Source organism: Kribbella lupini, from assembly GCF_039529595.1.
Lineage (GTDB): Bacteria > Actinomycetota > Actinomycetes > Propionibacteriales > Kribbellaceae > Kribbella > Kribbella lupini.
In genome coordinates this window covers 1277422-1291792 of sequence record NZ_BAAANC010000003.1, presented here as the reverse complement: position 1 = coordinate 1291792, position 14371 = coordinate 1277422, and the positions used below count along the sequence as shown (strand labels likewise).

The 14371-nt window shown below is 70.3% G+C and carries 10 protein-coding genes; 6 read left to right on the top strand and 4 right to left on the bottom strand.

The window, feature by feature from the left end; all coding sequences use genetic code 11:
- Positions 1-23 precede the first annotated feature (23 nt).
- The 5 genes from ABD235_RS32385 to ABD235_RS32365 are packed head-to-tail and all read left to right on the top strand — an operon-like array spanning position 24 to position 9085.
- Positions 24-917 carry a MurR/RpiR family transcriptional regulator gene (locus ABD235_RS32385; protein ID WP_344181117.1) on the top strand — a complete coding sequence of 298 codons (894 nt, stop codon included), beginning with the start codon at positions 24-26 and terminating at the stop codon, positions 915-917.
- Between the two features lie 12 nt (positions 918-929).
- Positions 930-3752, top strand: coding sequence for a family 20 glycosylhydrolase (locus ABD235_RS32380; protein ID WP_344181115.1), 2823 nt, complete (start codon positions 930-932; stop codon positions 3750-3752).
- 9 nt (positions 3753-3761) lie between these two features.
- On the top strand, positions 3762-6500 hold the full coding sequence (locus ABD235_RS32375) for an alpha-L-fucosidase (protein WP_344181113.1): 2739 nt from the start codon (positions 3762-3764) through the stop codon (positions 6498-6500).
- 27 nt (positions 6501-6527) lie between these two features.
- Positions 6528-7520 (top strand): hypothetical protein, encoded by a 993-nt coding sequence (locus ABD235_RS32370; RefSeq protein WP_344181111.1) that lies wholly within the window; start codon positions 6528-6530, stop codon positions 7518-7520.
- Positions 7517-9085: a hypothetical protein gene (locus tag ABD235_RS32365; RefSeq protein ID WP_344181109.1), complete on the top strand. Its 1569-nt coding sequence runs from the start codon at positions 7517-7519 to the stop codon at positions 9083-9085. Before ABD235_RS32370 ends, ABD235_RS32365 begins: the two co-directional genes overlap by 4 nt.
- Here the strand turns inward: ABD235_RS32365 and ABD235_RS32360 are convergent.
- Together ABD235_RS32360 and ABD235_RS32355 are read right to left on the bottom strand one after the other, a co-directional pair.
- Positions 9082-11091 carry a HelD family protein gene (locus ABD235_RS32360; protein WP_344181107.1) on the bottom strand — a complete coding sequence of 670 codons (2010 nt, stop codon included), beginning with the start codon at positions 11089-11091 and terminating at the stop codon, positions 9082-9084. The genes ABD235_RS32365 and ABD235_RS32360 overlap by 4 nt on opposite strands.
- A 48-nt stretch (positions 11092-11139) precedes the next feature.
- A complete protein-coding gene (locus ABD235_RS32355) occupies positions 11140-11841 on the bottom strand; it encodes a phosphatase PAP2 family protein (protein ID WP_344181105.1) in 702 nt (233 codons plus the stop codon).
- 252 nt (positions 11842-12093) lie between these two features.
- On the opposite strand from ABD235_RS32355, the gene ABD235_RS32350 reads away from it, so the two are divergent.
- Positions 12094-12636, top strand: coding sequence for a nucleotidyltransferase family protein (locus ABD235_RS32350; protein WP_344181103.1), 543 nt, complete (start codon positions 12094-12096; stop codon positions 12634-12636).
- On the opposite strand, the gene ABD235_RS32345 is transcribed toward ABD235_RS32350, so the two are convergent.
- Both ABD235_RS32345 and ABD235_RS32340 read right to left on the bottom strand, forming a co-directional pair.
- Positions 12608-13189, bottom strand: a complete 582-nt coding sequence (locus ABD235_RS32345; RefSeq protein WP_344181101.1) for a hypothetical protein — start codon at positions 13187-13189, stop codon at positions 12608-12610. The two genes, ABD235_RS32350 and ABD235_RS32345, sit on opposite strands and share 29 nt — an antisense overlap.
- A gap of 17 nt (positions 13190-13206) precedes the next feature.
- Positions 13207-14352, bottom strand: a complete 1146-nt coding sequence (locus tag ABD235_RS32340; RefSeq protein ID WP_344181099.1) for a zinc-dependent alcohol dehydrogenase — start codon at positions 14350-14352, stop codon at positions 13207-13209.
- Between the last annotated feature and the right edge of the window lie 19 nt (positions 14353-14371).

Below are 14371 nucleotides of genomic sequence, written 5' to 3'. Positions count from 1 at the left end.
ACCCTTCGATGAATGGTTGTTTCATGTCGGATCCTTCCGCGGTCGGCGCCGGTCCGGACATCGCCGACCGGGTGCGGGCGACACTGCCCCGGCTGACCGGTGCGCTGCGGCTCGTCGCGGAGTTCGTCCTGGCCGAGCCGGCTGTCGCCGCTGAGCTGTCGACCGCCGCGCTGGCCGAGCGGGCTGGGGTGTCGCAGGCGAGCGTGACGCGGTTCGCGCAGGCTGTGGGGTTGTCCAGCCATCAGCAGTTGCGGATCGCGTTGGCCGCTCAGCTGGGGCGGGCGGAGGTGCCTGGGTGGAGTACGGACCTCGGGCCGCTGATCAACGACGACGACACGGTCGGACGGGTCGCCACGGTGGTCGCCAACGCCGACATCCGGGCGATCACGCAGACGGTCGACCAGCTGGACCTGGAGGCGCTCGACCGTTCCGCTCACGTGCTCGCGGGAGCACGACGGATCGACGTGTACGGCGTGGGTGGCAGCTCCACGATCGCCGCGGAGCTGGAGATGCGGCTGTTTCGTATCGGCGTACAGGTGCGGGCCTGGCCGGAAGTGCATGGTGCCGCCACCTCGGCTGCTTTGCTGACGGCTGCAGATGCCGTGGTTGCCATCTCCCACTCCGGTGCGACCACCGAGGTGATGGAGCCGGTAGAGCTGGCGAGAGACCGAGGCGCCAAGGTCATCGCCATCACCAGCGACCCCCGCTCCCCGCTGGCCGCGGTCGCCGACGAGGTCCTGGCCACTGCGGTGCTGGAGACCTCCTTCCGCAGCGGAGGTTTGGCTGCCCGCCACTCGCAGCTGGTCGTCACCGACTGCCTCTACATCCGGGTGGCCCAGCTGACCTCCGCCCGAGCCGCCCGCTCCATAGAACTCACCGAAACCATCAGCCCCCGCCACACCACCCGCCGCCGCTGAGGAGCCCCACCGATGAAGCTGCACCGCCCGCAGCACGCCACCCGAGCCCGCCGACTAGCAGTAGCCGTCTTGGCGCTCACCATCGCGTTCGCAGTCCCGTCCTCCGCCAAGGCGGAGGACGGGACTGCGAACGCGGAGAGGGGGAGGGAGGCCGTCGCCCCCGGAGCTCCTGGCTTCGCCGGAGCCACCCTCGCCTCCGGCTCGGCTGCTGCCCAGGCCCGCGAACTCCTGCCGGCCGCGGCGGGAAGGTCCAGCGACGTCACCCGGCGGTCGCGCGGCGACCAGCCCAAGGCGGTGCCGCAGGTGTTGCCGGCCTTGGCCGGCTGGCAAGCGGCCGACGGGCAGTTCGAGCTCGGCCGACACAGTCGGGTGGTGGCCAACTCTGCTCGGGGTGAGGCTGCGACGTTCGTCGAGGATGCCCGCGAGGTTGTGGGCCGTCGGCTGAACGTGGTGCAGGGCAAGGCGAAGGCCGGCGACATCGTGCTGGCTGTTGATGCCAAGCGCAGTGAGCTCGGCGCCGAGGGGTACGAGCTCTCGGTCGGGAAGACAATCGCGATCACCGCGAAGACCGACGCCGGCGTCTTCTACGGGACGCGGACGGTGCTGCAACTGTTGAAGCACGGGCAGGTGCCGGCGGGGCGCGTGGTCGACGTACCGGCGTACGCCGAACGTGGTGTCGGCGTGTGTGCGTGCCTGATCAACGTGTCGACCGCGTGGTTCGAGCGCTTGGTGAAGGACGCGGCGTACCTGAAGCTCAACCAGTTGTGGGTCGAGCTGAAGGTGAAGAGCGACGTCCACCCGGAGTCCGTCGAGTGGGGGTACTACACCAAGCCCCAGATCGCCGCTCTGCAACGGCTCGCGGACAAGTACCACGTGACGATCGTGCCGGAGGTCAACTCGCCCGGGCACATCGAGCCGTGGATCCGCAACCGGCCCGACCTGCAGCTGACCGACAACACCGGCGCCAAGCAGGTCAGCCGGCTCGACATCACCAAGCCCGAGGCGTTCGACTTCCTCACCGCGATCATCGACGAGAACCTGCGGACCTTCCGGACGCCGTACTGGCACATGGGCGCCGACGAGTACATGCTCGGCTCGGACTACGCGAAGTACCCGCAGCTGCTCGAGTACGCGCGAGCCAAGTTCGGGCCGGACGCCGTGCCGCAGGACGCGTTCGTCGACTTCATCAACCGGGTCAACGCGCACGTGAAGGCCCAGGGCAAGACCCTGCGGATCTGGAACGACGGCATCACCGACGCCGCGACCGTCCCGCTCGACCGCGACATCGTCGTCGAGCACTGGCTCAGCGGCGGGGTGAAGCCGAGCAAGCTGATCGCCGAGGGGCGCCAGGTGATGAACTCCGCCTACGCGCTCTACAACGTCCGCGGCGGCTTCAAGACCAACGCGCAGCAGCTCTACGACTCGAACTGGACCCCGCTGCGCTTCGAGGGCGAAACGCTTGCCGGCAGCAACGGTGTGACCGGCGCCAAGATCTCGCTCTGGCCGGACAACGGGTCCGGCAACACCGAGAACGAGATCGAGGCCGAGGTTCGGATGCCGCTGCGCCTGGTCGCGCAGGCGACCTGGAGCACGGTCAAGCCCGACCCGACGTACGCCGCCTTCACTGCCCGCGCCGACGCCGTCGGCCGCGCTCCGGGCTTCGACAACGTCGACCGTACGCCGGTTGCTGCCGGCACCTACTCACTGTCGACAGGCCGCGACTATCTCGGTGTTGCAGCTACGGAAGGCGCCCAGCTGAAGCTGGAGAGCGCCGAATCAGCCTGGGACGTCACGCCCACCACCGACGGCTACTACACGCTGACCAGCCTCGCGACCGGCCGCTGCGCCGAGTCCCGGGTCGGCGTCCGCTACCTCAACACCCCGCTGCAGCCGGGCACGCCGATCACCGCACAGACCTGCGACAGCACCAACCGCCTGCAGCGCTGGCAGCTCGCCAGGTCCGGCAGTCAAGTCACACTGGTCAACGCGATCACCCGCATGGTCGCCGTGGTCGATCGCTCGGGCGGTCTGATCCAGCAGATCCCGGACGGTCACCAGGCGACTCCGCTGACGCTCAAGCCCGTACTGCGTGCCGTTGCCTCGGTGGATCGCCAGACGGTCGTGTCGGGCTCCACCGCACAGCTGAAGGTCACCGTCACCGCCAAGGACCGCGCCACCGACGTCACCGTCCGCCCGACCGTCCCGGCCGGCTGGAGCGTCACCCCGGCCAGCCGGACCACGCAGGAGCTCGCTGCGGGCAGCAGTTTCACGGCGACGTTCACCGCGACCCCACCGGCTGACGCACCAGCCGGTACGGCGGCGCTCGGCGCGACCACGTCGTACCAGCAGGGCGGTGTGACGCATCGGCTGAGCACGACAGCCGGCGTACGGCTGAGCTGTGTGCCGGCGGCGACCAGTCCGGTCGCGGTGAAGTACGTCGACAGCGAGGAGACCGCCGGTGAGGACGGCCGCGCCGTCAACGCGATCGACGGGAACCCGGCGACGTTCTGGCACACGGAGTGGTCGGCGCGGCAGCCGCAGCCGCCGCACGAGATCCAGCTGGACCTGGGCAGCGCCAAGTCGGTCTGTGCGGTCACCTACCTGACCCGGCAGAACGCGACCAACGGCCGGATCGCCGACTACGAGATCTACCTGAGCACCGACGGCGTCAGCTGGGGTCAGCCGGCCTCGAAGGGGACGTTCGGCAACAGCCCGGACGCCAAGTGGGTGCCGGTCGCGGCGACGACCGCTCGGTACGTGCGGCTGGTCCAGCTCAGCGAGGCGAGCGGCAACCCGTTCGGGACCGCCGCCGAGATCACTGTCGACGCGAAGTAGGTGACTGGCGTGCGCATCCTGCTGGCCTTGAGCCTGCTGATCGGAGTGGTGAGTACCGTGCCCGCTGTGGCAGCTGATCCTGATGTCCTCGACGTGTCGTTCGGTGGCTCGTTCTCCAGCGGCAACACCTACACGGCGGCGACCGGCGAGGTGATGGGCGGCACGCTCACCCGTCGTACCGGCGCGGAGTCGCAGGACCCGGCACGCGGGCTGGTGCTCGCGGGCGGAGCTGACGGCGTCCGCTTCCAGCCCAGTACGCCGATCAGCGGTGGCGCGGTGCAGCGGTCGTTCCTGGTCGAGACCGCGTTCACACCTGCCGCTACACAAGGCAGTCTGGCGACGGTGACTGCTGTCGGTGGCGCGATCTTCGGCCGCTACAGCGGCAGCAACCTCCAGTACGGCTTCAGCTCTGAGGTCAACGGCGAGTGGCAGGACGTCGTCCAGTCCGTCCCGGTACCGAGCGCCGGCGAGCAGCACGTGCTGGCGCTGGCCTACGAGGTCGACGGCGGTGGTGCGACGCTGCACGCGTTCCTGGACGGCCAGCAACTGCCGGCCGCGGTCAGCACGTCCGGTACGGCGACCTGGCATCCCGATGCGGGTGCGGAGATCGGCGTGGGCAACGAGGTGCACCCGTCGGCGCTGCAGCGCGGGCTGGTGGGGTCGGTCCGGCAGGTGCGGCTGGCGACGTTCAGCGGCGCGTTCAACCCGGGTGATCTGCGGCTGGCGAAGCCGGTGGGGTCGACGGCGAAGGTGAGCGTCGGGTTCGAGGGGACGATCGAGCAGGGGCAGTACGTGCCGGGGCTTGGTGAGAAGGCCTCGGGGCTGATGGTCGCCGGCGGGAAGATCACCGCGCCCGCACGGCTGAAGCTGGATGGTGGTGGAGTCAGCTGGCGTGGGGAGCTCGGTGGTGGCGGAGTACTGGCGGAGACCGTGGTGTCGCCTGACCTGCTCGATCGGGGCACGTCGCTGATCGAGCTGGGTGGTGTACGGCTGGTTGCCTCAGGCAAGCAGTCGGTCACGCTGCAGGTAGGGGGCAAGAGCGCCGAGGTGAGCCTGCCGACCGCGGCGGTGAAGGAAGGTGTCAAGTACCACTACTTGGGGCTGGCGATCGAGGAGGGCAAGGTCAGGGTGCTGACCGCGCCCGGAGTCACCGCGTTGAGCCTAGGCGTCGAGGTCGGGCCGGTGGACGAGGTGCGGTGGTTGACCGGTGCGCGCGGTACGGCGTACGGGGTGGGTGTCAGCAGCTACTTCGGTGAGCCGTCGGCCGCCCTGAAGGCGCTGCCGTGTGTGGTCGGCAAGCTGAAGCCCGCGCAGACCATGCCGGTGGCGGAGGGAGAGTGCGTGACCTCCCTGGTGGCAAAGGCGTCGGCGATCCGGCCGGAGCCGCGGCAGGTGGAGTGGCAGCGGATGGAGCAGACGGCGTTCCTGCACTTCGGGGTGAACACCTTCACCGGGCTGGAGTGGGGACACGGCGACGAGGACCCCGACCTGTTCCAGCCGACCGGGCTCGACACCGACCAGTGGGCGCGCACCCTGCGGGACTCGGGCTTCAAGCTCGCCATCCTCACCGTGAAGCACCACGACGGCTTCCTCCTCTACCCGTCGCGCTACAGCGACCACAGCGTCGCGTCCAGCTCGTGGCAGGGCGGTCAGGGCGACGTGGTCGAGGCGTTCGTGAAGTCGATGCGCAAGTACGGGCTCAAGGTCGGCCTGTACCTGTCCCCGGCCGACGAGAACCAGTACCTCGACGGTGTCTACGCCAACGGCAGCGCGCACACCCCGCGCACCATCCCGACCCTGGTCCCCGGCGACGACCGGGCCGGGCGGGACTTGCCGCAGTACACGCTGACCGCGTCGGACTACGGCGCCTACATGCTGAACCAGCTGTACGAGCTGCTGACCGAGTACGGGCCGGTCGACGAGGTCTGGTTCGACGGCGCGCAGGGCCGGATCCCACCGGACAAGGTCGAGACCTACGACTTCCCCAGCTGGTACGAGCTGATCCGCAAGCTCGCTCCACAGGCGACGATCGCCGTCAGCGGGCCGGACGTGCGGTGGGTCGGCAACGAGTCCGGTCTGGCCCGGCCGGACGAGTTCAGCGTCGTACCGACGATCACCAAGCGGAACGGCTCACCCGACTACGCACTCGGGTACGCCGCTGCCGACCAGGGCAGCCGGAAGGCTCTGCTGGCCGGGCGGGACGCTGGTGCGACCCAGCTGGCCTGGTGGCCGGCCGAGTCGGACGTGTCGATCCGGGAGGGCTGGTTCCACCACCCGGAGCAGTCGCCGCGCTCGGTGGAGCAGCTGACCGACATCTACTACAAGTCGGTCGGCCGGAACTCCGTGCTGCTGCTCAACATCCCACCGGACCGTCGGGGACGGCTGGACGACCAGGACGTCACCAGGCTGGCGGAGTGGCGAGCCAAGCTCGCTGCTGACATGCCACGCGATCTGGCGCAGGGCGCACGGGTCATTGACGAGGGCAACGGCACGGTGTCGGTCGAGCTGCCGCAGAAGGCGACGGTGAAGCGAGTGTCGCTCGGCGAGGACATCCGCTTCGGTCAGCAGGTCGAGGTGGGCGTGATCGAGGTCCGGGAGCAGGGCGGCTGGAAGCAGGTCGCCGCGTTCGGTGCCGTCGGCTACAAACGGATCCTCGCGCTGGACAGCCCGGTGACCACGGATCAGGTCCGAGTGAGGATCACTCAGGCCCGTGGGAAGGTGCGGCTGACGGGGCTGTCGATCTACTAGGACCTCATTTGAGGCATGCTGGCCCGCATGCGTTTTCTGGCCGGCCTGTTGCTGCTCACCACGCCTCTGACCGGTCCCAGCACTGTTGTTCAGGGCTGGGACAGCAGTCCGGTGTACGTCGACCCGACGCAGCGAGCCCTGGTCCCCGACGAGGAGGCCCAGCGGCTCGCTGAGCGGGTGGAGGCGCAGGACCAGTCCATCCGGATCGCCGTGGTCCCTGCGGCTTCGCTCGCGACCACCGGTACGCGTGAGCAGGCTGCACGGGCCTATGTCGACCAGGTGGTGGACCTGCAACGGGAGGACGGCGTCTACCTGGTCGTGTTCGGCGGAGCGATCGTCTGGGGCAGCGCGGTCGGCGTCGACACCCCGATCGCGGAGATCCTCACCGACGAGCTGGGCAAGCACAGCAGGTCCGACCCGGTCGGCACGCTGAACGGTGTGCTCGACCAGCTGGACGTGCCGAAGGCCGACGACGGCGGCTTCCCGATCTGGTTGCTCGTCCTGGTCGTCGTCGCGGTCGCCGGTGGTCTGGGCTTGTGGTGGTGGAAGCGCCGGCCGGGCAAGGACGAAGGACCCGCGCTCTACCGGCCGTCGTACGACGTGCTGCCGGACGAGGCGGACACCCTGGAAGAGCGGCAGGCGCTGGCGCGGGAGGACGTGACGCGGTTCGGCGAGGAACTGGATGCCGCCGACGTGCGTCTGGACGGCGTGGACACCTCAGCGGACGTGCAGGCGGCGATGGATGCGTACGCCGACGCCGGCCGCGTGGTCGACGCCGAGCCCACCGACGAGCAGCTGCGTTCGGTGCGGGACACGGTCGAGTACGGGCGCTGGCGGCTCGCCTGCGCCCAGGCGCTGGTCGCCGGTACGCCGAAGCCCGCCCGCCGCGCGCTCTGCTTCTTCGACTCGTCGCACGGGACCTCCGTGACGGACTGGATGTACACGCCGCCGGGCGGCAAGGCCCGCGAGGTCCCGGTCTGTGCCGCCTGCCAAGCCCGCCTCTCGGGAGGAACCCGATGAACCCGCCCCGCGTTCGCCTGCCGCTGCTCCTGGCCGCGGTGGTCCTGACCACTCTTCCCGTGGCCGCCGCGCAGGCGGCCACCCCGACGCCGACGCCCGGCAAACCCAGCGCGACGAAGCCGACACCGGGCAAGCCCAGCTCGACCAGGACCAGGCCGACCTTCCGCTACACCCCGCCCGACACGGCGGGGGACCGGCGGCGGGCGCTGGAGAAGGCCGGCACCTACATGGACCAGGTCGCCGCGGCCCTCGGCTCGCCCGGTTTGTGGGTCGATCCGGCGGTGAAGAAGCTGACCGCCTCGGAGAAGTCCGAGCTCGACGCCGCGGCCAAGGCGTCCGCCGCGCCGATGCGGATCGCCGTGATCCCGGCCAGCGCGCTGAACGTCGCCCCGACCTCCAGCTTCTCCACCACGGTCCGGCTGGCCTGGGAGGGTGAGGAGATCGCCGACCAGCTCTACGACCGGGTCGGGGTCGAGGGCGTGTACGCCGTACTGGTCGATGCTTCGTCGGAGCGGAAGGGCCGCGGGTTCCACGCGGTGCAGCGGGCGGACAAGGGGCCGACGTACCACGTGGGCGATGCCGTCGATCAGGCGGTGGACTGCTGTGCGCCGGACTACGAGGAGATGCTCGAGCGGTTCATCCAGCGCGGGCAGGAGATCGACAAGCCGTTCTACATCGACGCCGCGCCGTGGGCGGGTGGTGCTGCCGGGCTGGGCGGGCTGTGGTGGGGCGTGACGACACTGGGTGCTCGGCGGGCTCGCCGCAAGGAGGAGCAGCAGCACCTGGAGGTCGCGAAGCCGTTGCTGAACGAGGAGATCATCGCGCTCTCGCAGCACGTGTCCGGGCTGCCGACAACGTCGGACCCGCAGCAGGCGAAGCTGTCGAAGGATGTGCTCGACACGGTGGAGAAGGCGCGGCACCGGCTGGACGAGGCGAAGGGTGACGCGGACACCGAGGCTGTGGCGACACTGCTCGGCTCCGCTCGCTACGGGCTGCTGTGCCTGGACGCCGTACGGGCCGGCAAGCCGATGCCGGAGCCGACGGCGCCCTGCTTCTTCGACCCGCGGCACGGGCCCAGCACTGGTTCGGCGAACTGGACGCCTGAGGGTGGTCGGGAGCGGGGTGTGGACGTCTGCGACGCGTGTGCTGCCCGGCTGGCCGCCAACGAACAGCCGGACATCCGGATGGTGACCGTGCGGGACAGGGCCCGGCCGTACTGGACGCTGGGGGAGGAGCTGGCGTCGTACATGGACGGCTACTGGTCGCGGGGCGACGGGTCGCGCTGGTGGTTCCCCGACGAGGACGCCCGCCGCGCCGGCACCGAGATGCGCGCCCGCTGGGCCTCCCGCCGAGCCGGCGCCCGCTTCGGCCGAGCCGCCTCGGACATCGGCACGTCGATCGGCAGCTGGTCGTCCTCGTCCAACTCCGACTCCGGCGACTCCGACGGAGGCGGCTGGAGCTCCGGCTCGTCCCGCCGCCGCTCCTTCTCCTCCCGCACCCGCTCCAGCGGAGGCGGCTCCAGCCGCCGCTCGTCCAGGCGGTCGGGTGGTTCCAGAGGCTTTTAGTTCTTCAGCACAGCAGGCAGGTCTTCCGTATGGAGGACTGCCAGCGAGGTCACCGCACGGGTGAGGCAGACGTACAGGCGGCGTAGGCCGGTCCTCTCGTCGGCCTCGCCGGCGACGATGCCGGCGGGTTCTACCAGGACCACGTGGTCGAACTCGAGACCCTTGGCCAGGCTCGCCGGTACGACGTCCAGGTGGGTCTCCACGTCGTCCTCGTCGCCGAGTACTGCGAACGTGATGCCCTTGTCCTGCAGGGCTTTGCGGGTGTCCGCGACCAGCGCGTCGGGGACGATCAGGCCGATCGAGCCGGGGCGTTCGGAGACCTCGGCGACCGTGGAGACCGCAGCGGCGAGGCTGTCGGCGACTCGCGTGATGGTCAGCTCACCGCGGGCCCGTCGTACGGCGGTGGGCGGGGTCAGGTGCGGCGCGATCAGGGGCAGCAGGCGGGCGGCGTACTCGATGACCTGGCCGGGGACACGGAAGCCGGCGGTCAGCTCCTCGGTGTGGGCGCCGGACTTGCCCAGGTGCTTCAGCGCCTCGTCCCACGACGGCGTGGCCCACGGTGTGGTGCCCTGGGCAATGTCTCCGAGCACAGTCATCGAGCCGGTCGAGCAGCGCCGCCCTACTGCCCGCAGCTGCATGGCGGACAGGTCCTGCGCCTCGTCCAGTACGACGTGACCGAGGCTGGGCGTCCGGTCGACCAGGTCGGCGATCTCGTCGATCAGCGTGGCATCAGCAACTGACCACTTGGCGGCTCCGGCCGAGCGCGGCGCCTTCTCCCACAGCAGCAGCCGCTGCTCGTCCCCGGTGAGGATCCCGTCGGCGTGCTCGGCCAGCAGGTCCGCATCGGTGAACAGCCGGAACAGCAGCTTCACCGGATCGACCGCGGGCCACAGCGCCTCGGCGTACTGCTTCACCGGACGGCTCCGCGCGACAGCGTCCTGCACCCGGTCGTCCGGCGAGTCCCCGGCGGCCTCCATGCGCAGCAGTACGGCGTGCGCGAGCCGCTGCGGCAGCATGCCGCGGCCGGCGCCGTACCGGATGCCTCTGGTGCGCAGCTCGGTGACCAGCTCCTCCGCCTCGTACGCCGGGACCCGCCAGCGGTGCGAGCCGCGCGGGACGACCAGCGACTCCTTCGGCAGCTGGATCCCCGACCAGACCGCCCGGTGCAGCACCTCGGCCATCCGGGCGTCACCCTTGAGCACGTCGACCGGCGCGGGACCCGGCCCGGCGATCTTCACCCGGGCGACCATCTCCTCGACGGTGGTCTGCTTCGCCTCGATCTCGCCGAGCGCCGGGAGCACGTCGCCGATGTAGCGCAGGAAGCTCGCGTTCGGGCCGACGACCAGGACGCCCGCCCGGCTCAGCTGGTCGCGGTACGCGTAAAGCAGGTACGCCGCGCGGTGCAGCCCGACCGCGGTCTTCCCCGTACCGGGCGCGCCCTGGACGCAGATGGTCTGCTCGACACCGGCCCGGACGATCACGTCCTGCTCGGGCTGAATGGTCGCCACGATGTCGCGCATCGGGCCGGACCGCGGACGCTCGATCTCGGCGTCCAGGATGTCGCTGTGCTCCTCGACGGCGCCGGCCGACGTGAGGTCCTCGTCCTCGTACGCCGTCATCTCGCCGTGCGTGAACCCGAACCGGCGCCGGGTGCCGACGCCCATCGGCTCGGTCTTGCTGGCCCGGTAGAACGGCACCGAGATCTCGGCCCGCCAGTCGACCACCAGCGGCTCGCCGGCCTCGTCGTTCACGTGCCGGCGGCCGATGTGGAAGGTCTCCGGCCGGGGCTCCAGGTAGTCCAGCCGGCCGAAGAACAGCGGCACGTCCGGGTCGTCCTCGAGCTCCTTCATCCGGCGCCAGATCGCCTGCTTGAGGAACTCGGTGTTCACCGGGTCCGCGCTGGCGATCTCCAGCGAACCGGTCTTGGCGCGCATCACCGCCAGCGCGGCGCGGGAGGTGGCGAGGTAGGAACGCTCGTCGTCGAGGGTGGGATCGTCCGGGGGCATGACAGAACCTCCGCAAAGCGGGTCGACGGTCGGGGAAGCTCCGCTACGTTACTTGACCGCCGCCAGCGGCGACACCGAATTACTCGCGGCGCGCAGGCCCGGTCGCAGCAGCAGCGGCAGGCTGACCGCCAGCAGCACCAGGACGACGATGCCGTCCATCCAGTAGTGGTTCGCCGTCACCACCACCACGCCGAAGGTGATGATCGGGTGCAGCAGCCACAGCCAGCGCCACTTCGTCCGGGTGATCAGGATCATCGACAGCGCGATCAGCGCGGCCCAGCCGACGTGCAGGCTCGGCATCGCGGCGAACTGGTTGGCCACGCCGTCGGAGTGGTCCGGTCCGTAGACCGACTGACCGAACAGCAACCCGGTGTCGACGAAACCGGGCATCATCCGCGGCGGGGCGAGCGGGTACACGATGTGGCCGACCAGGGCGAGAGCGGTGACCGAAACCATCGTCCAGCGCACCCGGGGGTAGGCCATCGGGCGCCAGATGCTCAACCAGAGCAGGACGATCGCGGTGAGTGGGGCGTGGACGGACGCGTAGTACAGGTTGGCGCCCTCGACCAGGTGGGGGACCTGCAGGGCGTGCTGCTGGAGTGCTGCCTCGTTCGGCAGGTGCAGCCAGCGCTGCAGCGACAGCACCTGGTCGGCGTGGTCGAAGGCCGAACCGGTGTGCTTGGCGGCGATCTGCCGGCCCGCGCTGTAGACCAGGAAGAGCGTCGCCAGCAGGACTGCTTCCCGGACCACCCGCCACACCACCGGACCTGCCGACCGGTGGCGTTCACCTAACCCGACGGGCTCCAGTGCCTGTGTCCCCATACTTTTCGACGGTACCGGTCGAAGCCTCCGGAATGGCCCAGGCTCGACCCTGATGTTGCCCTGGGCAACCCCCGAGCCACGGTCCGCTACCGGTCCGTCACCCCCTCTCCTGGGGTGCAACCCACGCCGGTGCCAGGTCAATTCCTGGATGACTCGCAGATCACAGTCCAGACTGTCCGGATGGGAGAACTGGTGGGCGTCCTGCTGGCCGCCGGCGCCGGGACCAGGCTCGGGATGCCGGGCGGTCTGATGCGCGCGGCGGACGGTACGCCGTGGGTCGTCACCACCGTCGCCACCCTGCGAGCGGCCGGGTGCGGACCGATCGGTGTCGTCGTCGGCGCCGCGGCGCCGGATGTGGTCGCACTGCTCGCGGGGGAGGACGTCACCGTCGTACCGTCGCCGGACTGGTCCGACGGCCTGTCCCAGTCGGTCAAAGCCGGCTTCGCCTGGGCCGAGCAGACCGACGCGGCCACAGCGCTCTTCCACATGGTCGACCGCCCGGAGGTCGGCCCGGCCGTCCTGAAGCGAGTGGCGGCCGCTGCCGAGCCCGGCCCGGCCGCGCTGGCCCGAGCCGGCTTCAACGGCTTCGCCGGCTACCCGGTCGTCATCGGCCGGGACCACTGGTCAGGCGCAGCGGCCGCCGCCACCGGCGACCGCTCGATGGGCCCTTACCTCAAACGCGTCCCCTGCCCGCTCATCGCCTGCGACGACCTGCTGGCCTGAGCCGCCGGTAGACGGCGTAAGCGGACAGCCCGAGCGCGATCCACCGGCCACCGATGAACAGCGCGTCCAGAGGCTGGTGGACCAGGTCCACCCGCTTCTGGCCGCGGCGCGACTTCAGACCGTGGTGAGTGACCTCGGTGCGAATGCCGGTCTCGGTGAGCGGGTTGTCCGGCCGCAGGGTCGCGAACGAGCGCAGCGTGCTCCCGAAGGTGTCCACCCGGTCGGCGGCCAGCAGGAGCAACCAGTGCGCGGCCCTTCCTTCGCTGTACTTCGCGTACGACAGGCGCCGGATCGCTCCGGACACGCCGCGCGGCGGGCACGACGTACCGAAGACCGGGGTCAGGAACGCGTGCTCGATCGAGCGCTCACGCGGCCACTTCTCCGGCTGCCGCTCCGGGAACTCCCAGTGCGCCCCGGACAGATTCGGGTCGAACTGCTCCCGGGGGACCGACGGGCGGTCCGCGGGGTCCAGGTCGGCACCCCAGCCGGGAATCCGGGCCCGCAGCTGCTCACTGGTCTCCGGGGCCGGCGGTTTCTGCGCGGTGTAGGCCATGGTCTGCTCCCGTCAGGTCAGGCGGCCGGGACGATCAGCGGCTTGATGCAGCCGTCGAGCTTGGCCGAGAAGATGTGGTAGCCGTCGGCGATGTGGTCCAGCGGGATCCGGTGCGTGACCAGGTCGCTGGGCTTGAGGTAGCCGTTGCGGACGTGCTCGAACAACCGGGGCCACTGGCGCTTCACCGGGCACTGGTTCATCCGCAGCGTGAGGCCCTTGTTCATCGCGTCGCCGAACTTCACCGCGCTGAACATCGGCCCGTACGCGCCCATCACCGAAACCGTGCCGCCCTTGCGGACCGAGTCGATCGCCCAGTTCAGCGCGATCGGCGAACCGCCCTGCAGCTTCAGCTTCGCGGCCGTCACGTGCTGCAGCAGGTTCCCGTCGGCCTCGGCGCCGACCGCGTCGATCGCGACGTCCGCGCCGAGGTGGTCGGTGGTCTTCTTCATCTCGACCACGATGTCGTCGTACTCGGCGAAGTTGCGGGTCTCGGCGTGGGCGAACTCGCGCGCCTTCTCCAGCCGGTACTCCAGGTGGTCGATCACGATCACCCGGCCGGCGCCCATCAGCCAGGCCGACTTCGCGGCGAACAGGCCGACCGGGCCGGCGCCGAAGACCACGACGGTGTCGCCCTCGGAGATGTCGCCGAGCTGCGCGCCGAAGTACCCGGTGGCCAGGGCGTCGGTCAGCAGGACGGCGTCGTCGTCGTCCATCCACTCCGGTACGACGGACGGCCCGACGTCGGCGAACGGGACCCGGACGTACTCGGCCTGCCCGCCGTCGTACCCGCCGCAGGTGTGCGAGTAGCCGTAGATGCCGCCGACCGCGGTCGCGTTCGGGTTGACGTTGTGACAGTTGGAGTACAGGCCGCGGGCGCAGAAGAAGCAGCTGCCGCAGTAGATGTTGAACGGCACCATCACCCGGTCACCGACCCGCAGGTTCCGCACCGACGAGCCGACCTCGTCCACCACGCCGACGAACTCGTGGCCGAACGTGTGGCCGACGCGGGTGTCCGGCATCATCCCGTGGTACAGGTGCAGGTCGGACCCGCAGATCGCCGCCCTGGTCACCCGCACGATCGCGTCGTTCGGGTGCTCGATCGCCGGCCGGTCCTTCTCCTCCACGCGGATCCGGTACGGCCCGCGGTACACCATCGCTTTCATCATCGCCTCCACCAAGGCA

Excerpts from the sequence above, each read along its gene's own strand:
- ABD235_RS32385 (WP_344181117.1), top strand. The coding sequence starts at position 24 with ATGTCGGATCCTTCCGCGGTCGGCGCCGGTCCGGACATCGCCGACCGG.
- ABD235_RS32380 (WP_344181115.1), top strand. The coding sequence starts at position 930 with ATGAAGCTGCACCGCCCGCAGCACGCCACCCGAGCCCGCCGACTAGCA.
- ABD235_RS32370 (WP_344181111.1), top strand. The coding sequence starts at position 6,528 with ATGCGTTTTCTGGCCGGCCTGTTGCTGCTCACCACGCCTCTGACCGGT.
- ABD235_RS32365 (WP_344181109.1), top strand. The coding sequence starts at position 7,517 with ATGAACCCGCCCCGCGTTCGCCTGCCGCTGCTCCTGGCCGCGGTGGTC.
- ABD235_RS32360 (WP_344181107.1), bottom strand. The coding sequence starts at position 11,091 with ATGCCCCCGGACGATCCCACCCTCGACGACGAGCGTTCCTACCTCGCC.
- ABD235_RS32350 (WP_344181103.1), top strand. The coding sequence starts at position 12,094 with ATGGGAGAACTGGTGGGCGTCCTGCTGGCCGCCGGCGCCGGGACCAGG.
- ABD235_RS32345 (WP_344181101.1), bottom strand. The coding sequence starts at position 13,189 with ATGGCCTACACCGCGCAGAAACCGCCGGCCCCGGAGACCAGTGAGCAG.
- ABD235_RS32340 (WP_344181099.1), bottom strand. The coding sequence starts at position 14,352 with ATGAAAGCGATGGTGTACCGCGGGCCGTACCGGATCCGCGTGGAGGAG.